This window comes from Lentimicrobiaceae bacterium, assembly GCA_020636745.1.
Classification (GTDB): domain Bacteria; phylum Bacteroidota; class Bacteroidia; order Bacteroidales; family Lentimicrobiaceae; genus Lentimicrobium.
In genome coordinates, this window is the sequence record JACJXH010000007.1 from 43,361 (window position 1) to 62,906 (window position 19,546).

General features: G+C 40.3%; 14 protein-coding genes. 6 read left to right on the top strand and 8 right to left on the bottom strand.

Going from position 1 to position 19,546, the window contains the following annotated elements:
• Positions 1 to 4 precede the first annotated feature (4 nt).
• From H6541_11300 to H6541_11310, 3 genes are all read right to left on the bottom strand, one after another.
• Positions 5 to 1,051, bottom strand: a complete 1,047-nt coding sequence (locus tag H6541_11300; GenBank protein MCB9016373.1) for an ATP-grasp domain-containing protein — start codon at positions 1,049 to 1,051, stop codon at positions 5 to 7.
• Positions 1,032 to 1,292 carry a PqqD family protein gene (locus H6541_11305; protein MCB9016374.1) on the bottom strand — a complete coding sequence of 87 codons (261 nt, stop codon included), beginning with the start codon at positions 1,290 to 1,292 and terminating at the stop codon, positions 1,032 to 1,034. Before H6541_11305 ends, H6541_11300 begins: the two co-directional genes overlap by 20 nt.
• A 142-nt stretch (positions 1,293 to 1,434) precedes the next feature.
• A complete protein-coding gene (locus tag H6541_11310; GenBank protein ID MCB9016375.1) occupies positions 1,435 to 2,037 on the bottom strand; it encodes a helix-turn-helix transcriptional regulator in 603 nt (200 codons plus the stop codon).
• Positions 2,038 to 2,394: 357 nt separating this feature from the next.
• On the opposite strand from H6541_11310, the gene H6541_11315 reads away from it, so the two are divergent.
• Positions 2,395 to 4,722 carry a T9SS type A sorting domain-containing protein gene (locus H6541_11315; GenBank protein MCB9016376.1) on the top strand — a complete coding sequence of 776 codons (2,328 nt, stop codon included), beginning with the start codon at positions 2,395 to 2,397 and terminating at the stop codon, positions 4,720 to 4,722.
• 188 nt (positions 4,723 to 4,910) lie between these two features.
• On the top strand, positions 4,911 to 5,636 hold the full coding sequence (gene recO, locus H6541_11320) for a DNA repair protein RecO (protein ID MCB9016377.1): 726 nt from the start codon (positions 4,911 to 4,913) through the stop codon (positions 5,634 to 5,636).
• A gap of 5 nt (positions 5,637 to 5,641) precedes the next feature.
• On the opposite strand, the gene H6541_11325 is transcribed toward recO, so the two are convergent.
• Entirely contained in the window at positions 5,642 to 7,138 is a 1,497-nt protein-coding gene (locus tag H6541_11325; protein MCB9016378.1) for a glycosyltransferase family 39 protein, read from the bottom strand.
• 252 nt (positions 7,139 to 7,390) lie between these two features.
• Between H6541_11325 and lysS the strand changes: the two genes are divergently transcribed.
• Positions 7,391 to 9,118 carry a lysine--tRNA ligase gene (gene lysS, locus H6541_11330; protein MCB9016379.1) on the top strand — a complete coding sequence of 576 codons (1,728 nt, stop codon included), beginning with the start codon at positions 7,391 to 7,393 and terminating at the stop codon, positions 9,116 to 9,118.
• Positions 9,119 to 9,129: 11 nt separating this feature from the next.
• Here the strand turns inward: lysS and H6541_11335 are convergent, their stop codons facing one another.
• Positions 9,130 to 10,278 carry a hypothetical protein gene (locus H6541_11335; protein ID MCB9016380.1) on the bottom strand — a complete coding sequence of 383 codons (1,149 nt, stop codon included), beginning with the start codon at positions 10,276 to 10,278 and terminating at the stop codon, positions 9,130 to 9,132.
• Positions 10,279 to 10,487: 209 nt separating this feature from the next.
• Between H6541_11335 and H6541_11340 the strand changes: the two genes are divergently transcribed.
• Both H6541_11340 and H6541_11345 read left to right on the top strand, forming a co-directional pair.
• Positions 10,488 to 11,336, top strand: coding sequence for a LytTR family transcriptional regulator (locus H6541_11340; protein ID MCB9016381.1), 849 nt, complete (start codon positions 10,488 to 10,490; stop codon positions 11,334 to 11,336).
• A gap of 297 nt (positions 11,337 to 11,633) precedes the next feature.
• Positions 11,634 to 12,341 carry a hypothetical protein gene (locus H6541_11345; GenBank protein MCB9016382.1) on the top strand — a complete coding sequence of 236 codons (708 nt, stop codon included), beginning with the start codon at positions 11,634 to 11,636 and terminating at the stop codon, positions 12,339 to 12,341.
• 14 nt (positions 12,342 to 12,355) lie between these two features.
• On the opposite strand, the gene H6541_11350 is transcribed toward H6541_11345, so the two are convergent.
• Positions 12,356 to 12,889: a nuclear transport factor 2 family protein gene (locus H6541_11350; protein MCB9016383.1), complete on the bottom strand. Its 534-nt coding sequence runs from the start codon at positions 12,887 to 12,889 to the stop codon at positions 12,356 to 12,358.
• A 205-nt stretch (positions 12,890 to 13,094) separates the two neighbouring features.
• Entirely contained in the window at positions 13,095 to 16,364 is a 3,270-nt protein-coding gene (locus H6541_11355) for a choice-of-anchor J domain-containing protein (GenBank protein ID MCB9016384.1), read from the bottom strand.
• 185 nt (positions 16,365 to 16,549) lie between these two features.
• Between H6541_11355 and H6541_11360 the strand changes: the two genes are divergently transcribed.
• Entirely contained in the window at positions 16,550 to 17,911 is a 1,362-nt protein-coding gene (locus tag H6541_11360) for a helix-turn-helix transcriptional regulator (protein ID MCB9016385.1), read from the top strand.
• Between the two features lie 48 nt (positions 17,912 to 17,959).
• On the opposite strand, the gene H6541_11365 is transcribed toward H6541_11360, so the two are convergent.
• Entirely contained in the window at positions 17,960 to 19,300 is a 1,341-nt protein-coding gene (locus H6541_11365) for a beta-lactamase family protein (GenBank protein MCB9016386.1), read from the bottom strand.
• Positions 19,301 to 19,546: the final 246 nt, after the last annotated feature.

Below are 19,546 nucleotides of genomic sequence, written 5' to 3' on the forward strand. Positions count from 1 at the left end.
TTCATTAAAGTTCACCATTTACCGAAATCTTCTCAAATTCGCTGCGATCAACAATCATATCGTAGGAGTAGCGTATAAAAAGTTTGCCCACCTCGTAAGTTTCAAAAGGTGGTACATTGTTGCCAAGGGCAAGATTGGTGAGCGCTTCCGGAATGTTTTGTCCGACTCCAACTGCCAGATAAACCCAGGCTGGAATGCGCGGATTAATTTCCATCAGGTAGTATTTGTTGTCGTTTGATTTCATCATCTCCAGCTCAAAAGCGCCCCTCCATTTGGTTTCTGCAACAAACTTTTCCGTTAGTGCCAGCAATCTTTTATCGTCAATACTGATTCCAGCCCATGCCTTGCCTTTGTCGGTTATAAATTGTTTGCGCATAGGAACGGCAGCTATTGTCCGCCCATTTCCGTCGCCAAGCCCTGTTACATTGTATTCAGTGCCATGTACAAATTGTTGCAATACCACCGGAAGTCCCCATTTGGCACTGATTTTATTGAAATAGGTACGTGCCTGCTCCATGTTATAAGCAACATAGGCGTCATACCATTTTCCTTTGACCATCAGCGGGAAATCAAACTCTTTTTGTAGTCCAAATATTTCTGAAGAATCGTAAATGGCTTTTCCAAGTGGAACATCAATGCCATACTTTTCTCCGAATTCCGAAAGGTTGACTTTGTGTCGTTCTTCGAATTGGGTAAATGTTGGCAAAAACATATGTATCCCCATGCTTTTGAGCGTTTCTTCCAGTTTCATGAAAGAATATAATTCTGCATCGAAATTGGGAATAATTACATCCAGCTTTTCTTTGCTGTGTATGTATTCAAGTCTGCTCAGCAATACATCAGCCCCCATGGATGGATAGGGAATCTGGTAAGTACAGTCTACAAGGTCGTGCATGTAAATGCCTGGCTCAAGCGATTCATAGGCAAACCCGATGATTCTTACATCGAAGCTGGATGATTCGCGCAATCCTCTGATTACAGCTATCCCTGGGCCGGGACTGTCAATTGCATTCAGCCCGGTAACACCTATATTAAGCCTTGGTTTCGTCATCTTGTTCAAGCAATTGGTGTTGATTTAATATACTGCTGAAATCATGTATGTCCTTCTCAAGTGTGGTTTTATCTACATCATAAATGGCAGTAAGCTCCAGTAATATCTGTTCGATAGATAAACCTTCTTTAAAAAATTTGATAATTTCTGCGCCAATAGGATTAACAGTAAAAGATTCACCTGTTGATGGATTAAACAGAAACCCATTTTCACTGATGGCCAGGTTCTGGTTTATTTTCATGATTGGTTTGTTTGGGTTTATCCGGTGCTCCGGAATTTGATTTTACAAATTAACGTGTTATTCCCCTTTTGTGGTTTACAGTTTTTTTGCAAAAGGTTATAAGATTTGAGGAAACGCTTTGTGAGATAACAGACAAAGTAAATTATTGTATTGTCGTGCCTGTGCCAATTGTTTCAATCGGGGTACGGCTGCTACCGCTCTTTTTATATTCACTTACTGAAACGCCAGTTATTTGCCTGAACTGGTTTGACAAATACTGAACTGAGCTGTATCCTAATTGTATGGCTATCTCGCTCAGTGTGTATTCTCCGTATTCCAGTAATTCCTTTACTTTTTCAATCTTATGCATGATGATGAACTTTTCAAGGGTAATATGTTCGTATTTTGAAAAAATAGACGACAAATATGCATAAGACATCCCCATGCGTTCAACCAGGTAATCGGAGTTACGGATAATGGAATTAACATTGCCGGCTTTATGCACCAGCTCTATTGTTACCATCTTTATTTTTTCAACAAGCACTTCCTCGCGGCTCATGATAGATTGAAAGCCCTCTGTTGCCAGGAGCTCTACAAAATAAGCTTCGGTATGTTCTAGTGGATTGTAGCGGAATTCTACTTCTCCCATTTTTATATAGGTGGGAGTGGCGCCAGCATGTTCAAGAATGTTTCTGATAAGCTTTAAACAACAGCTGCTTACCATGTTTTTAAGGTGTAACCGACAAGTTTCAAGTTGGCTTTCCATGGTTAATCCGGTTTACTATATAGCGCTGGTTTGATTTTTCTTTAGCAGGATCAAATTCACCATTTTAAATATTGAAGCTAATATTGTACTTATGCATAGTCACCATCTACAAGTCTATATCAAACCCAAATCAGCAGTTATTGTTTAATGCAGCCAAATATACGAAAAATCAGGTTTTGTTTTTGGGCTATTTCTGCAGGATTTTGTACCGTCTTAAATTGTATTTTTACCGTTTTACCAGGCAAATGCATCTACATTGCAATATTTTGGTAAAAATGTAGTTAAATAAGTCAGAAAACCTTCGGTACTCAGGTTAAGGCTGATTTATATATTTTATTCATAGTCAACATTGTATTAATGAAACGTACAGGACTTTTACTGCTTCTTTTAACAGCATTTATTTTTTCCGTTCAAACCAATGCACAGGAAATTGGTATTGGTGAATGGCGCGATCATCTTCCATACCGCAAGGTTATTGCTGTTACCGAGGGTGATGGAGTTATTTATGCGGCAACACCATACAGCCTTTTTTATTACGATTTGGCCGATAACAGTGTGAATCGCCTGAGTAAAATCAATGGACTGAGCGATGTTGGAATCAGCAGTATTCAATATCACCCCGAGCTCAAAACCCTTGTTATTGCATATACGAATGCGAATATTGACCTGGTTAAAGATGGAAAGGTGGTAAACCTCTCTGATATCAAAAGAAAACCAATTTTGGGTAATAAAACCATTAACCGAATTGTATTTATTGGCAAAAGAGCATATCTGGCCTGTGGGTTTGGTATTGTGGTGCTTGATATTGAAAAAGAGGAGTTTCCGGAACCCATTTATTATATTGGTGCGCAGGGAAGTGCTGTAAATGTGAACGACATTGCTTATAATGCTGAAGATTCATTGATTTATGCAGCAAGTGATGAAGGCATTTATCATGCTTCGTTCTTCGATTCAAACCTTGCCAATTTTGCTGAATGGACTCCTGAAGATTCTTTGGCTCTCCCTGCGGGGCCTTTCAATCATATTGCGGCCTTTCATAACCGTATTTTTATCAATAAAAAAGGCCCTTCTTACTCAACCGATGCTATGTTTGTAAAAATAAACGGCAACTGGGAGGCGTTTCAACCCGAAAATACTTCAAACCGTTTCAGCATGGAGGTGCATTACGACAGGTTGATTATCACCAATAATCTGGCGGTTGATGTTTTTAAACCCGACTTTTCATTAGAATACAGAGTATATACCTATAACCCGGGCAATGTGGTGCCTCAGGATGCTATTCTTGACAAAGACAACAACCTTTGGGTTGGTGATGAATTCGAAGGGCTGGTAAAAGTAACAGGTATCTGGACATCTGAAAAAATACTCCCCGACGGACCCGACTTCCCGGATGTTTATGCCATGTCATCCGGAAAAAGTGATGTTTGGGTGGTTCCCGGTGGTCGTTCGTCTTCTTTTGGAAATCTATACAGACAAGCCCGTTTTGCCGGATTTTCTGATGGAAAATGGAAAACATTCAGCAATAAACAGGATGATTACCTGGGCGATGTGCGTGATGTGCTTTGTGTTGCAGTCGATCCTGCAAATTATAAAAGAGTTTATCTGGGTACTTGGGGTTATGGTTTGCTGGAATATAATGACGGCGTGTTTACAAACCGCTATACCAATGAAAACAGTTCTCTTGAGTTTTCGGCTTATAATGAAGGCTGGATTGGAATCGGTGGAATTGCTTTTGACAATAATAACAATTTGTGGGTAACAAATTCAAGCTCTCCAACCGCTTTATCGGTCAGGAAAACCAATGGCGAATGGAAATCATATAACCTGGGCTCTGTGGCTTCTGGTATTGACATCGGTCGGGTTATGGTTGACCAGTCAAATCAGAAATGGATGATGCTCCGCGACCATGCTCTGGTTGTATTCAATGATAATAATACACTCGATGATGTGTCGGATGATAAGGCCAGGCGACTGAATTCCTCGGTAGGAAACGGAGCGCTTCCCGGTGCGTTTGTTCTTAGTATGGCTGTTGACCGCGATGGCCTTGTTTGGCTTGGCTCAGATGAAGGTGTTTCAGTAATTTATTCTCCTGATAATATTTTTAACGGACAAAATTTTGATGCGCAGAAAATATTGATTGAACAGGATGGATACGGGCAATATTTGCTCGAAACTGAGTCAGTTACAGCTATTGCTGTTGACGGATCAAACCGCAAATGGTTTGGAACCGACCGGGCAGGTGTTTTTCTGATGTCAGCCGATGGTACCGAGGAAATTTTGCATTTTACCGAGGAAAACAGCCCTTTGTTGAGCAATTCCATTACAGATATTACCATTGCCGAGTCTGGTGAAGTGTTTATCGGGACAACCAAGGGAATTATTTCATACAGGAGCGAGTCAGTGCCCCCTCAGCCTACGCTTGACGAAGTAGTGGTTTTCCCAAATCCTGTGCGCGAAAGCTATAACGGAAGTATTGCCATCCGGGGGTTGGTCGAAAATTCTAATGTGAAAATTACGGATATCTCCGGAACACTGGTTTACACTGCCATGAGCCAGGGCGGCCAGGCTTTATGGAATGGCAGAAACTTCGATGGAGAGAAAGTTCAAACAGGCGTTTATCTGGTTTATGTGTCGAATGCCGATGGGTCAAAAACTACTGTGACTAAAATTATGTTTGTTAACTAACCTAATTTTTCTGAACATATGAAAACTTCCGGGCAGATGTCCGGAAGTTTTTTTTTCGCCCGTTTATTGATTATCGAAACTTCATAAATGATGGGTTTCAAACAACTTTTTTTGCCTGATTTCTCCTGATTTAATTTAATTTTGGTCTGCTTGTCTGGCAGATAAATATCAAAATCATTTGCAGTAATATGCTTCATCATACGCGCGGAATTGTATTCCATACTTCCCGATATTCTGACACCAGTGCTATTGTTAAAATATATACCGAAGATTTTGGTATTCAGTCGTATTTGGTAAAGGGTTTGTACAGCCGCAAATCGCGTGTCCGATCAGCTATGTTCGGGCATTTATCGGTGGTTGATATGGTGGTTGAGCGTAAAGAACACAAATCACTGCATTTTATCAAAGAAGTTACAGTAAGCATGCCTATGCACGGCTTGCAGAATCATATTGCCAAAAGTACCATAGTGCTATTTGTTAATGAGTTGTTGTACAAATGTGTGAAAGAGGAAGAATGCAACCGCCCATTGTTTGGCTTTATTGTTTCTTCACTTCAAATACTTGACCATACACAGGCTTCTGTACAGGCTTTTCATTTATTGTTTATGCTTAAACTAACCCGTTATCTTGGGTTTGAACCCCGTTTGTCAAAAACTGATGCCGGTAGTTATTTTGATATGGAAGAGGGTTTTTTTCTCGATACAGAACCATTGCACCGTTATTTTATCGCCGGTGAGCCTGCCAGAGCACTTGAAGAACTGCAGATGATGGAGTTTTCTGATTTGGAAAGCTATAAGATTAACAGAGTGGTGCGTGACGAGCTTTTGGAAAACCTGCTTGATTTTTATCGGCTCAATATTCCTGAAATGGGTGAATTGAAGTCGCTGAAAGTGCTTCAGGAGTTGCTTTCCTGAACTGATTATTTCTTCTGATACAGTTTGAAGTCCTGATCAATCCACACCAGAGCCATATTTTTACTTTGGTTTTTCAAATAGTTTTCAAGAGCTTCATCAGGCAATCCCGAATACAGCAAAAAGTAAGAAGCCTCTTTTTGATTAAACTGCTCCTGAAGCTGTTTAACAGAGGCGTCAGGCGTGTGCGACATGCTTTGCCTGCCTGTGTATCGGGCTAAAACAAGGGGCTTTTTAAAAACAATCAATGCGTTTTCAGGGGTCAGTGATTGTATCTGACGGAAAGCGCTAACTACATTTGATTTGTATGGGCCTTCCTGAATGGTTTGCGTGCTGTGCTGCAGGTCGTTAAGCATTGGAAAGTATTGTATACACATCATTACCATAGTGAAAACAGCGATTAGTGTGCCTCCCCTGGCATTTTTCAATGATGTGGCAGTATGAATAATGTAATAAAGCATCAAGGGAACAATTGGTATTAAAAATCTGAAACCTGAGTTCTGGTAAGGATAAATAAATAAAACACCAAAGTAAACCAAAGTGGTCCATTCCAATACTCCAGGTTTTTGTGTAAAAGAGAGGAAGAGACCTGTAATAAAAAAAATAATCATGGCTGAGCCGGCCAGGGCCGCCACCCAATGCGAAGGTGCAGCAGCTCCGGCAAAGAAATAGCGTATTACTTCAGCATAACCAAAAATATTGAGTGAAACGGACGAAAGGATATTTGAAAAGCTGAAAGTGTTGAGGTAGCTTAACGAGCCTTTGTCGCTGTGTAGAAAAAGCAATGAAAACACAACCGACAAGCCTATTCCCGCGGCCAGCCCTTTCATCGGGCCCGATGCCATGCCGATGGCTTTTCTGATTTTCTTTTCTGAAATAAATGAAGATATCATTTGTTGCAGACTGTAAATCATAAGTGCTGCCAATAAGCTGGCACCGGCTGTTTTGGTAGCAGCGGCATAGCCTGCAATCAATCCGGCAAAAATCCATCGCCTTCCTGAAAGTGATTCTTGCTTGTGTACCATTGAAACAAACACTGCGACAAGAAATGAAAAGGGAATATCGGCCATGACTTCCGATTTGAACTTAACCAGATACGGATTGTAGTAAATGATTATACTAAGTGCAATGGCAGCCCAAATTCCGGCTTTCTTTTGTAACAATAATACTGTGGTTACGGCAGTGGCAATTAAAAATAATGAAATCAGGTAGTTGTATGGAGGAATGGCATTTCCGAAAATGGCTGTGACAGGTGCAATGATGAGCGGGAATCCTGGCGGGTATGCCTTGGGTGCAAGGCTGGGAAATGCTTCATTATAAACATACCCGGTGTTTTCCATTGCTCTGAAATGCACAATGTTATCGGCCTGAGCCATATACTGGGCAAAGTCCCCGCCCCAGTCGTGGTCGTGACGAATGTTTAGAAACAGCAAAGGGATGAATATAAGGGTTACCATTGCTGGAGTAAACCATCGGCATTTTGAAATTTCTGTAATTTTTGGCATGGCGCTCATCGCAATTCAAAATCTTATTTCTTCGCAAAGGTAGGGAAATGCATAAATTGAACAAGCTGTAGTTTGTGTCGATAAAATGTGCGGAATTTAGCTGTATTGCAGCAAAAGCTGCCTGTTGTCTTGGTTTAAACTGAAGGGCAATAGCCCGCAGTTTGTGCTTGTTTGGTGCGAATCATTGTGGATGAAAATGAGCCGGGAAGGATGAACAAATCAAAATGTCTATCTTTGCAAAAAAAAATCTATATGCATCAGGACCTCAGCGAACAGGAAGCCATCCGCAGGGAATCACTCAAAGAACTTGAAAAGCTTGGCATTAATGCTTATCCGGCAGAAGCCTTCAATGTAAATGTTTCTACCTCTGAAATTCATAAGAACTTTAAGGAAGACCAGACTTTATATCAGGATATTAGTATTGCCGGGCGAATTATGACCCGTCGCATTATGGGAGCTGCTTCATTTGTTGATCTGCAGGATTCAACAGGCAGGATTCAGCTTTATATCAAACGCGATGAAATTTGTGATGGTGATGATAAAACCCTTTACAATACCGTTTTTAAGCGTTTGCTTGATATTGGCGATATTATTGGCATTACCGGTTATGTGTTTATTACACAAATGGGTGAAATATCCATTCATGTCAAGTCGTTGAAACTGCTCAGCAAATCATTGCGGGTGTTGCCTGTTGTGAAAGAAAAGGACGATCAGGTTTTTGATGCTTTCAGCGACCCTGAAACCCGCTATCGCCAGCGTTATGTTGACCTGATTGTGAATCCTGAAGTGCGTGATACTTTTGTTAAGCGCAGCCAGATTATCAATAATATGCGTTCGTTCTTCAACTCAAAGGGGTATCTTGAGGTTGAAACTCCGATTTTGCAGCCTATCCCGGGCGGTGCTGCTGCCAGACCGTTTATTACACATCACAATGCCCTTGATATGCCTCTTTATCTCAGGATAGCCAATGAGCTGTATCTGAAAAAGCTTATTGTTGGCGGTTTTGATGGTGTTTATGAGTTTGCAAAAGATTTTCGCAATGAAGGGATGGATCGCACCCATAATCCTGAATTTACAGTTCTGGAGATTTATGTGGCATACAAGGATTATTTCTGGATGATGGAGTTTGTGGAAGAAATGCTTGAACGTGTGGCTGTTGGTCTGCATAATCAAACCAGCGTAAAGGTGGGCGAGCGTGATATCGATTTCAAAAAACCGTTCCGCCGCCTCACAATGACAGATGCCATCAAACAGTATGCAGGAGTTGATATTGCTGGCAAATCAGAAGATGAGCTGAGGGAAATCTGCAAACAATTGCATATTGAAACTGACCCGAGTATGGGTACTGGTAAGCTTATTGATGCCATTTTTGGTGAAAAGTGTGAAGAACATCTGATTCAGCCCACTTTTATTATGGATTACCCCATTGAAATGTCGCCGTTGTGCAAACGCCATCGCTCAAATCCTGAACTTACCGAGCGTTTCGAGCTGTTTGTAAATGGCAAGGAGCTTTGCAATGCTTATTCTGAGCTGAACGACCCTGTAGATCAGCTGGGACGTTTTCAGGATCAGCTGAAGCTTTCTCAAAAAGGAGATGATGAAGCGATGTTCATAGACATGGATTTTGTGAGAGCGCTGGAATATGGTATGCCAACCTGCTCGGGCATGGGCATTGGGATTGATCGTTTAACCATGTTTATGACCAACCAGCCCTCTATTCAGGATGTGCTATTCTTCCCGCAGATGCGCCCCGAAAAGAAAACTACGCCGACAGGTGATGCTGATGAAGCTTTTATTGCGATTGGTGTGCCCGAAGCCTGGGTTCCCGCATTGCGCAAATACGGTTTCAAAACAGTGGCCGAACTGAAAGCTGCCAATCCCAATAAATTGTTGAATGACCTGGGCGGCTTACGTAAAAAAATGAAGCTTGACATTCCGGCCCTTAAACTGGAAGAAATTCAGGCATGGGTTCAGGCTTAATTGGTGCTTGCTTATTTTAGAAAAGCTATTGCACTGTCAAATATCATATCAAAGTGATAATTGACCAAATCCTGATTCCCGGTTAAGGGGAAGGGGTTTTCGTGAGTGTAATCTGAGGCATAGTCAATGACCTGCAATTGTTTGCTGTTTAATAATTCAGCAATTCCTGCCGGAGGTATAACTTTGTCGCGTTTTAAAGCAATGGCTTTTATCCGGTTTTCCATTTTATGAAAGCGGTCTTTGCGCCATTCACTTAATATGGAGGCGTCGAGCATGGCTCTGAAAGCTCCGGAGGCGGGCTGGCTTTGAACAAGATTTGAAAATGAACCCTTGCTGCGTATTTCACGCTCGTATTGATGCAGGTAAAAAAATCTTAACCTCAGAAAGGCTTCTTCGTCCATAATCAGCTTTGAAACTCCATTCATTGAACTGAAGGGAGCTCCCCCGCAAAACATAAACAGACGGGAGTCGGAGAGCATTGATTCTCCGTAGGTAAGCATCATTATCTGAGCCAGAAAAGCCCCGATGGAATATGCGAAGAAATCGACATGCGCTCCCTTTTCAAACAGCGGATGCTGGCCTGTTTGTATGGCATTAATTAGGATTTCCAGATCTCTGGCGCTTTGACTTCCGGAAGTAAAAAAACGCAGCGGCTGTAAACTGAGCCTTAAACTCAATGCCAGATTTACAAATGTTGAAGAGTGGTTTCGGTGGTTACGCAGGCGGGTTCCGGGGAGCATGGCCGACATCAGCCGGGGGTTGCTCCAATCCGATGGCGACCTGTTCATATGAAACGAAATGGGAAAAAGAATAACTGGCCGGTGAAGATTTTCGGCAAGCTTTTGCGCCCAGGGGAGATATTTCGTCCAGTTCCTTTCATTGAGTCCGTGTAATAATATAAGGGCATTGCTGAATGAATGTTGTCCTTCAGGCGTAAAAACCGGATAAGTAAATGTACAGTTCTCGCTTATTTGATGATCGTCCTGCAGGTGAAAGTCTGCCGGAAAATGGTTTTCTATGCTGAGGCCTTTCATAGTTAAGGGAGGGGGCGAATGGAAAGTATACTGTTCTATACTGCATCCATTGGCAGTATGAAGCAGTTTTGCAGAATCCTGCCTGAATGCTTTTTTTAAGAAATGATATGATGCTGTATAGTCCATTCGTGTGATTTTCTCTGCAAAGAAATACAACGCCTGACCCGGATACAAAAAAATGGGACTTGAGAGGTATTTATGGTCCGGAATGTTAAATATCGGGGTGAAAACCGATATTTTGGGGTAAAAAAAATACAGGCCTTCATGTTTGAAATAAGTTTGACTTATATAAAAGGCGTTTTTTTACCCTACCTTTGCATTTATATACCCCATTTATGTTCGACCTGCAGAAACAGATTCCTGCCTATCTTCTCAATAAAAGGAATATTGTCAGATTAATTCTTTTTACGGCTGTTTTTGCGCTGATTTTTATCAACGTTTATGCACCGTTTGGTGTTGATGTGTGGTTCAATGTTACCCGTTGGACATTGCTTCTTTATTCCAGTATAATTATCCTCACAGGTGTGCTGGTTGTGGTTGTGAGTCGCATTATTATGTATCACAGTAGTCACAGATACACAATAAAGCTATATCAGTACCTGATATGGGTGCTGGCCGAAGTCTTTTTTATGGGGCTGTTTTATACGCTCTATCAAAAGCTAATTCTGGGAGATACCCGCTTTTTCCCTGATTTATTGGTTGTTTCTGTACAGAATACGGCCTTGGTATTGTTGTTGCCTTACTCTGTTTTGTGGCTCTATTTTTCATGGGTCGAAAACAAGAAGCGGCTTGAATTGATCAATGAGATACAACAACCTGAGGCTCGCAGAAGTATGATTCATTTTAATGATGAAAGGGGTGTACTGCGTTTTTCGGTCAAATCAGATCATTTGCTTTTTCTCGAAGCTGCTGATAATTACGTTTATATTCATTATCTGGATAGTGAAAAGCCCTCAAGATTGGTTTTGCGGAACAATCTGAAGAAACTCGGAGAAGATCTTAGCGGCACTGATATGGTCAGATGTCACAGGTCGTTTATGGTTAATGTTGAGAAGGTTGCATTAATCAAACGTGAAAAGGAAGGCCTTTTACTTGAGCTTGATTTGCCTGGCGTTATGGCCATACCTGTTTCGCAAACTTATGTGCAGGATGTGATTGAGTTTTTTTCACGCATTAAAGTTTAAAGTTAAACTGAAACCGCGATTTTTTTAGCCGACATTTATTGTGAATGAGATTAGCCTGGATATGGCTCCGGTTTATTGTCTGATGTTTTCAGTCAGATTCTTGTCTTCTTTAAACGCATGCTTTTTATTTCTGAAACAAGGCTATGGATATTGAAGTCCTTTATATCATTATTTAACCTGGAAGGTTTGTTATTTTAGGATGCTGGATATTTGTAAATCAAATGATTATTCAAATGCCGATTTGTAAAACGTTTTTATTTTTCGTATATTTAACCGTGTGATAAAACCTTTATAATTATGGAAAAGACGGTTATTATTGAAAAATTCGGAGGCCTCCTGAAAGAAGAACCTCTTTCCTGTGTAAACAATGAAATGTTTCTTCCCAATGCCTGCCTGTTAGAGGCTGTGTCTCCTTTCTTAGGATATTACAGTCAGATTCGTGGTGCTGTTAAACCTACTTATTTTTACATGATGCTAGATGGAAATTATTCCATAGAGAAAATTAACAGGGCAACGCTCAAAATCAAAAAGTTTTTCAATCATCCTTTTGATGCAGCGGCAGGTTATGTTCATATTTTTGATCATTATCACCGGGCAATCAGAATTCGTAATCTGGAAGAATACGGACATATTGGCCTGTTGCAAAAATTTTACAAGGAAGAGGGCTTTGCTTACCATAAAAAGGTAAAGTCTTTTGATAATGAAACGGCCGTTATCAGCTTAAGCAAGCTATTTTACCTTGAGGCGGTGGGCGATCTCTTATACATTGATAAGTCACAGCCACATCATGGTTATTTCGTGTTACCGGGTTATCTTCCCTGGAAAGAGTTTAAAGACCTGACAGCAGAAGTGAAATTTGATATTAACCTTCTGTATTTTGATGCCGCAACTGCTTTTATTTATGAAAACCATGGTATTACCGATATGGTAAGGGTTTACAAGGAGCACCTGACTGTTGAAAACCTGGCTGCTATCAGAGACAGATATTTGCATTTGCTAAAATAAAACACAGTTGGCTCTTACAATGGGCTTAAATTGTGGATGATCAATGAATCCTGCTGATGCTTGAGCAGCATTACTTCTTTGGTAAGCTCATTTGGTACTGTAGGAGAAAGCACGTAATGGAATATTTGCCATTTTCCGTTTGCTTTTTGAAGCACTCCTGAGCCCCGGCATAATCCCATGCTCGTATTCAAAAGTTCATCAAACCAGGCAAAGGATGCATTATTGCCCAGGTAAACGTTGCGTTTCAGGCTTTTTAAGTCCCAGCCTTTGCCTTGATCAAAATAGGGCTTGCTCCATTTACTAAAACTGGCAGTTGTCCAATATTCAGTTGCATCTGTGCCAATATAAATGCCTTCCTCTGCCATTGCTCCAATGTATTTGGCATGGTCTGACTGTGCTGCACTCTTATGCCAGTTGTCGATTGTTTGGTTTATTTCGGACATGAGCATTGATTTATCTTCCTTGCCCGATTCTGTTTTGCCGCATCCGGATAAAATGTAAATTAACCCTGAAATGCAGATAAGAATAAGTGAATGCCGGTTTTTCATTGTTTTTTTTTAGCTAATATAACAAAAAAAGTATGCTGATTTTTATTGTTTCTGCTGTTGAAGATGGTTTAAAATCATGAGGTGATTTTTCTATAACCATTCACATAAAGTTGAACATAAATATATTTTAAAACCCATGTAAAAAGAAAGGCCGGGCATTGCCCGGCCTTTCTTACACAATAATCACTAAGCAAGGAAGCATCAACTATCTTACCACAATTTTTTGTTGGTATTGGTTATTGTGGGATTGTAGTGTGAGGAGATAGATACCGGCATTCAACCCGTTTATATCAAACTGTTGTTGAGTACCATTCATCTGACCGCTGTAAACACTGCGGCCCGAAAGATCAGTTATGTTGAGTTTTGCTGAGCCATTCATCGTTTCAGGAAGCGTAATATGGATAAATCCATTGGCTGGATTTGGATAAATCACAGGATTTTCCTGAGGAATCATGTTATTTGTGCTGGTAACCGGGGTTTTCTGAATGGTTACATCATCAAGGAAAAGCAAAAATTGAAGGGCATCGCTGTAGCCATGGAATGCAATATAATATACCCCTTCGGTATCAGGAGTAAATGTACCGCTGCCTGATTCATAATCCAGATTGGTAATATTGGCATTGTTAAAAATGCGACCAGCCGTCATTCCCGCAGGATTGGGCGAAGTGCCAACCAATACTTCCATTTTTTCAAAAGTGCTGATGCCAAGAGAGGCAGTTTTGTAGAAGAAACTCAGATCATAGGCAAAGTCGGGACTCATTACCAGCGGAGGCGAAATAAGCCATTCGTCCATTGATTCGAGGAAACCCCAGCCCATATGCATGGCATTGGGTGCTGAATGTGCATTGATACTTCCATCGGAATTAGCAATCATCGTCCATTGCATGGAGCTGTTGTTCGGGCTTAATACTGTCCAGCCTAGCGGATAAATGTTGCCTTTAAGGAATGGTGGGTAATAGAATGCCGAACCATATGTTAAATCATCAAAATTTTCAACCATCGGGTATTGGCTGATGGTAGGATTTGACATGGTTGTAAATTGCCATACAGGGCAGTTGTTTGCGTTTCCGTTATTGTTAAATGGTATAATCTGCCAGTAGTATTTGGTGCTGTAATTGAGCTCGCTCATAATACGATATACAACTGTATCACCCAGATTGGCCATATTTACCAAATTGGTAGGAGGGTTGTTTGTGCCCAGATTCAGATAATATCCGGTTGGATTACCTCCTCCGTTTGACCATATAAGGTAATTGTCGGGCAGGTTGAGGTCTACATTAATTGCATTGTTAGCCGGATATAATGAAATGGCTGGATTCGGTGGAGTGGTAATGTTGGGGTTGGTCCAGGCTACATCGTCGATCCACATGCTTGTCCATTTTTTATTGTTGCCATGTTTCAGCGCTATATATGGCTTGGTATTCGTGGCATCAAAAGTAATGGTGTAAAGTGTATGTTCAGGACTCAAAGAAATAGTTTGCACCGGAACAAAGCTTTCAGCATGATAAGGATCGTCCATTAATCCGACAATAAGATCCAAATCATAGGAATCGCCACCCTTTTTGGCATAGAAACTTAACTCATTGATGCCAAATTCAGTTACACCCGGCAATATGAAAATTAACGGAGAAACCGAGTCGTTGGCATTGATCATCTTTGCAACATTGGGTACTGAATAAGAGTCGAAAGAGGAAGTTACAATGGTAATATCGTGATAAGGCTCAGTTGCGCTTTTAATTTTATTCCAATGTTCAGGAATTTCATTTGACAGGTCAAAAGCTTCAAATATTTCAGTATTGTTTTCAAGAACAGTGCCTGATAATTGTAAAGTATTCACTCCTGTAAATGCACCATTTACATTTACAACCAGCGTTTGGTTGAAATTGCCGGCCTGAGAAGCATTAAGATGTACAACAGGACTAACAGATTCACCGGGGGCTATTGTGCCGGAATATGTGCACGAAAAAGGTGAAGGAGCTGTAATTGAGTTGATTGTGAGATCAACTGAACCCGTATTTGTAATCGTAAATTCTTCGGTTGTTGTTCCATTTAAGAATAATTCATTGAATGCAATTGCAGTGGCACTCAAATCAATTTCCGGAACATCTGAGATGGCTTCAATGGTGATGTCATCAAGATAGACCGATTTTGACTCAGTAGTGTTGTCGGTTACATAACGGAATCTGAAAAAGAAATTATTGCCGGCATAGGCGTTGAGGTTGTGTGACCTTTCAACATAACTGGAAGGTGCTTCAGGTGAAAGAAAATCAAGTATAGTCCATGTTTGTCCGCCATCAGCGCTAACTTCAAAATAGGTTGTATCATGTCCTTCAACTCTCGCATTCTGGTTTTCCCAATTGAATGTAATGCGGTGATTTGCCGGAAGTAACACTTTGGGTGATCTGAGAATTGCTTGTAAATTGTTGTTTAAAAAGAAAGATTTGGCACATAAAAGTCCGGAATTGACATTTACTTCAGATGCATACCATGAAAATTCAGGTTCAGTTACCCAAGCACTTTGAACAGGCCAGCTGTTGAAAACTGCTGAGTCTTCAAATCCCTGGGTATATGGGAAGTCAGTGATAACATCTTCGGTTTTAAATTTCCAGATGGGAGAAGATTCCTCCTGTGTGCCATTTTTTGCAATAACTTTCCAGAAATGCATGGTTGAATCGGCCAGTAAACCATCTATTGTAAAAGAGTTGATTCCGTTTACAGCTGCAACATTGCTGGCAAGCATGGTAAGGTTGGTGGCGCTTGTTCCAAAATAAAGATCATATGTAGTGGTGTTTTCACCTAATGTCCAGCTTAAATCTGTATCAATGGAAACAACAGTTGCATTGTCGGCTGGTATTGGATTAGTCGGGGTTGCAGGGCCTGAAGACTGGTAATAAAATCTCATGTTGGTGACAGAGCCGGGGTAGGGATTCAGGTATCCTGAACTGCCTGCTCCCGGAAAGCCAGTATCGCTGCCACAGTTTTTATTGTTGTTTATAGTTGATAGTGTTGAATTAAACATGGGGCCATAGGTTTGTCCCCAACGGTTTTCCCAGTGAAAAATAATGTTATTCACCCCGTCGTAAGCAATAGGAGTGGTGAGTGTAATCTCATTCCAACCATTTTGAAATGTCAGATTGCCATCATATACCAGGGTGTAACCGTTGTTTTGTGGATCTTCATAAGCTGCACCCGAAAAAACATCTATATTAGAAAGTTTAACATAGATTTTTTGATTGGTAACCGTTTTGGGTCCGTTGGTGCAATTTAAACCGATGGAAGTAATGGTTTTGGCAGATCCAAGATCGGCATGGTTGTAAATTACAGAGCTCCAGCTGTAATTCCATGATGAATAAATCGGCATTGATGTCTGGGTAGTTCCGGTACCGACCTCAGTATAATTCTGGGCAAAACTTGTGCTGGCAAATACCAGGGCAAGCAGGCTCAGAAAAATGGTCAGAGTTTTTTTCGTTCTCATTTTTTTAAAGTAAGTTGTTGAAGTGTAAATTTAGAATTGAAATTTTTAACGTTTAAAACCTGATACAAAGTAAGGACAAGATTTTAGTTCAGACCACATGTAAAGAGTGCAGATTCCTGAATTCGTACAATCTTGTTTTTATCTGTAAATGCTTCAGTTGGACCCGTAAAGTCAATAATGACGGCGTGTCAGGTGATGAATATTGCTTACTTTTACACGGAAATTTTATTGTTGATGTTTGCCCGATGGATTTGTTTATAAAAATTCTTTATGCGTTGCCGGTTTACCAGTCTTCGGCCCTGGCATTGCTTCTTTTTTTTAATGGCCGGCAGGTAAGAAGCCGTTCAAGGATAATTATGGCCTTCTTTGAACTGATTTGTGCATTGTATTTTGTGTTTAATTTTCAATATGCTCTCAGGAGTTTTGAAATTCTGGTCAGGCTTTATTTTCTGATTCTGCCGATTATTCTTCTTTTCCTGCCAATGTTTTATATTTATCTTTTATCGGTTACTACTGTGAGTTTTCGTTTTAAGCAGAAGTATCTTTGGCATTTTTTACCGGCATTCGTTATTTTGTTAGCCAATCTCCCGTTTTTATTTGCTTCATACCAGGAACGGCTGGCCTATATTTCGCATAGCTTTGATTCGGCTAACTATAATTCTGTTATACTTTATCTTACAGTAGTTTATGTTGTAGGTATTTTCGGCGTGCTTTCGGCACAACTTGTGTATTATTTCTATATGGCTGTAAAGCTTTACAAGAGTCATCGTAAATACATTGAAAACCATTATTCCTTTACTGAAAATATAAGTCTTAACTGGATAGTTGCCCTAATGGCCAGCCTGGTGCTGTTTTTTATCAGCAATCAGATGCTTTATATGTTTGGAATTGATCACAGTTTTTTTTCGCCTCTGTACTATAATATTGTAATGTTGGGCATTACTCTTTTTATGGGCTATTATGCGCTTTATCAGCGCGATTTGAAGCCGTCTGAACTCTCCTTGTCATTTGTGGCTTCTGAATCTGTGGAGATTCCTGATGTTTTGCCGGTGAATGCCAATGTGGGAAATGTGTTAAGTACGGAAGAACAGGTTGTTGCTGCTGAAGAGAATGTAACAGTTAAAGATGAAAATGAGGACGATGAAAAAGTTGAAGAGACAAAATCGCAGGGAAAATATGCGGGTTCAGCACTTAGCACTGAACATAAGTTGTTATTGGTTAAAAGGCTTGAAGCGCTGATGTTTGAAGAAAAGATATTTGTGAATGATAGTCTGAGTGTCGAAGATGTGGCCAACCGGCTGGGCACCAATTCAAAGTATGTTTCACAGGTTATCAATGAGCAATATGGCAAGAATTTCTATAATTACATCAACTCTTATCGTGTTGAAGAGGCTCAGAAACTTTTGTTGTCGGGCGGTATGGAAAAATACACCATACTTGGTATTGCTCAAATGGTGGGTTTTGGCTCAAAATCGAGTTTCAACTCTTCGTTTAAGCGCATAACAGGCCTTACTCCAAGCGAATTTATGAAGGCCAATGGTTCTTAAATAAAAAAGGAGGCTGAAAAGCCTCCTTTTTTATTTAACTTTTATTCATTACTCTTTTGTCATGATAAGGTCCATCGCGCCTTGCTTTATATTTAGTTGATTGTCATTGATAAAGGCAATTTTAATGCCACCGGCATGAAAGCTGAATTCTGTTTCGCTTTCTGCTTCGAGAGGGAATGGACTCTGACCCGTTCCTTGAGCTGTAAGCGATTGGCCTTCAAGCTTAATGGTGAGTTTTATCGGGAAATCATCACTTGAATATACGCCTTCATATTTTTTCAATTGTTCCGCAGTTATTTGCAGATTTTTAAACTCAGGCAATTTATACTCTTTTCCTAATGCTATACTCAAAACGGCAATAATCATATCGTTTTGGTTGTAATTCAATCCGTTAGAACAAATGGCAAGGCCTAGTTTTTCTTCAGGATAATATATCAGCACCGATCTGAAACCGTCAATTCCGCCGGTATGTCCATATCCCTGAAGTTCATAAAATGGCATCCTGAATATGCCTTTTGCATATTTTCCTTCCGATTTTATCATTTCGGACAGGGAACCTTCTGAAATAAGCTGTCCATTAAAAAGTGCGTTTACAAATGTGGTTAAATCTTCGGCTGTTGAAACTACTCCTCCTGCTCCATTCGGAATGCTCATGTCTGTTTCGTTGTCTTTAACCCATTTCGCGTTTTCTATCGAGTAGGAGTAGCTCTCATTGTTGGCAGTGTTGGTAGGAACACCATAATAAGTTGACTCCAATCCGGCTTTTTTACAAATTCTTTCCTGAAGATTGGTGGCAAAATCTTTTCCGGTGATGGTCTCAAGAATGTAGCCAAGTAACAGATAATTGGTATTGCTGTATGAAGATTTCTCTCCTGGCGCAAAAACAGCCGGTTGTGCCATTATCATGGCAAGCAGCTCTTCATGGGTTTTGGGTTGTGTATTCCACGAAAGGTAGAGACTGTCATCAGTTACACTCCATAGGCCGCTCTGATGAACCAGCAAATCTTTGATGGTAATTATATCAGCATTTACTATAGCCGGATAAAAAGCTGAAAGTTTGGTGTCAAGCTGTAGTTTCTTTTCTTCAATTAGCTGAAAGGTCATGACCGAAGTAAACATCTTTGATATGGAACCCACCCTGAATCTGGTATTTGTTGTATTCGGGATGTTCTTTTCAATATCAGCCAGCCCGCAAGCTGAAGAATATACAGTTTCATTGTTTTTTAAGATGGCAACTGTTCCCATAAACTTATTGTTTGTTGAGAGCAGGTTAAGCAATGTATCGATTTTCTGGTAACCCGAAAATGTTTGCGCTTTAATTGCCGAATCCCCCAGGGTGAGAATTAGAATGGCGAAAGCTAAAAAAAAATTACTGGTAAAAGATTTCATGTTGGTGGGGTTTAATTAATGTGTTGGTTTTTATTTGGTGAGTATCTTTATCTGTTCAATGGCAATATGACTATAGTATTATGTAAAGGTTACAGATGGAAAACAATAATTTAGCAGTTTGCTGTTAGTTTAACTGAAAATAATATGTTGGATGAAAGTTTGTACTATCAGGTTTACTTTCCCCTGGTACTATTAACTCTACCTTGCCAATTATAAATCAGCAGTTTGGGTCCACTGTTTTATTAA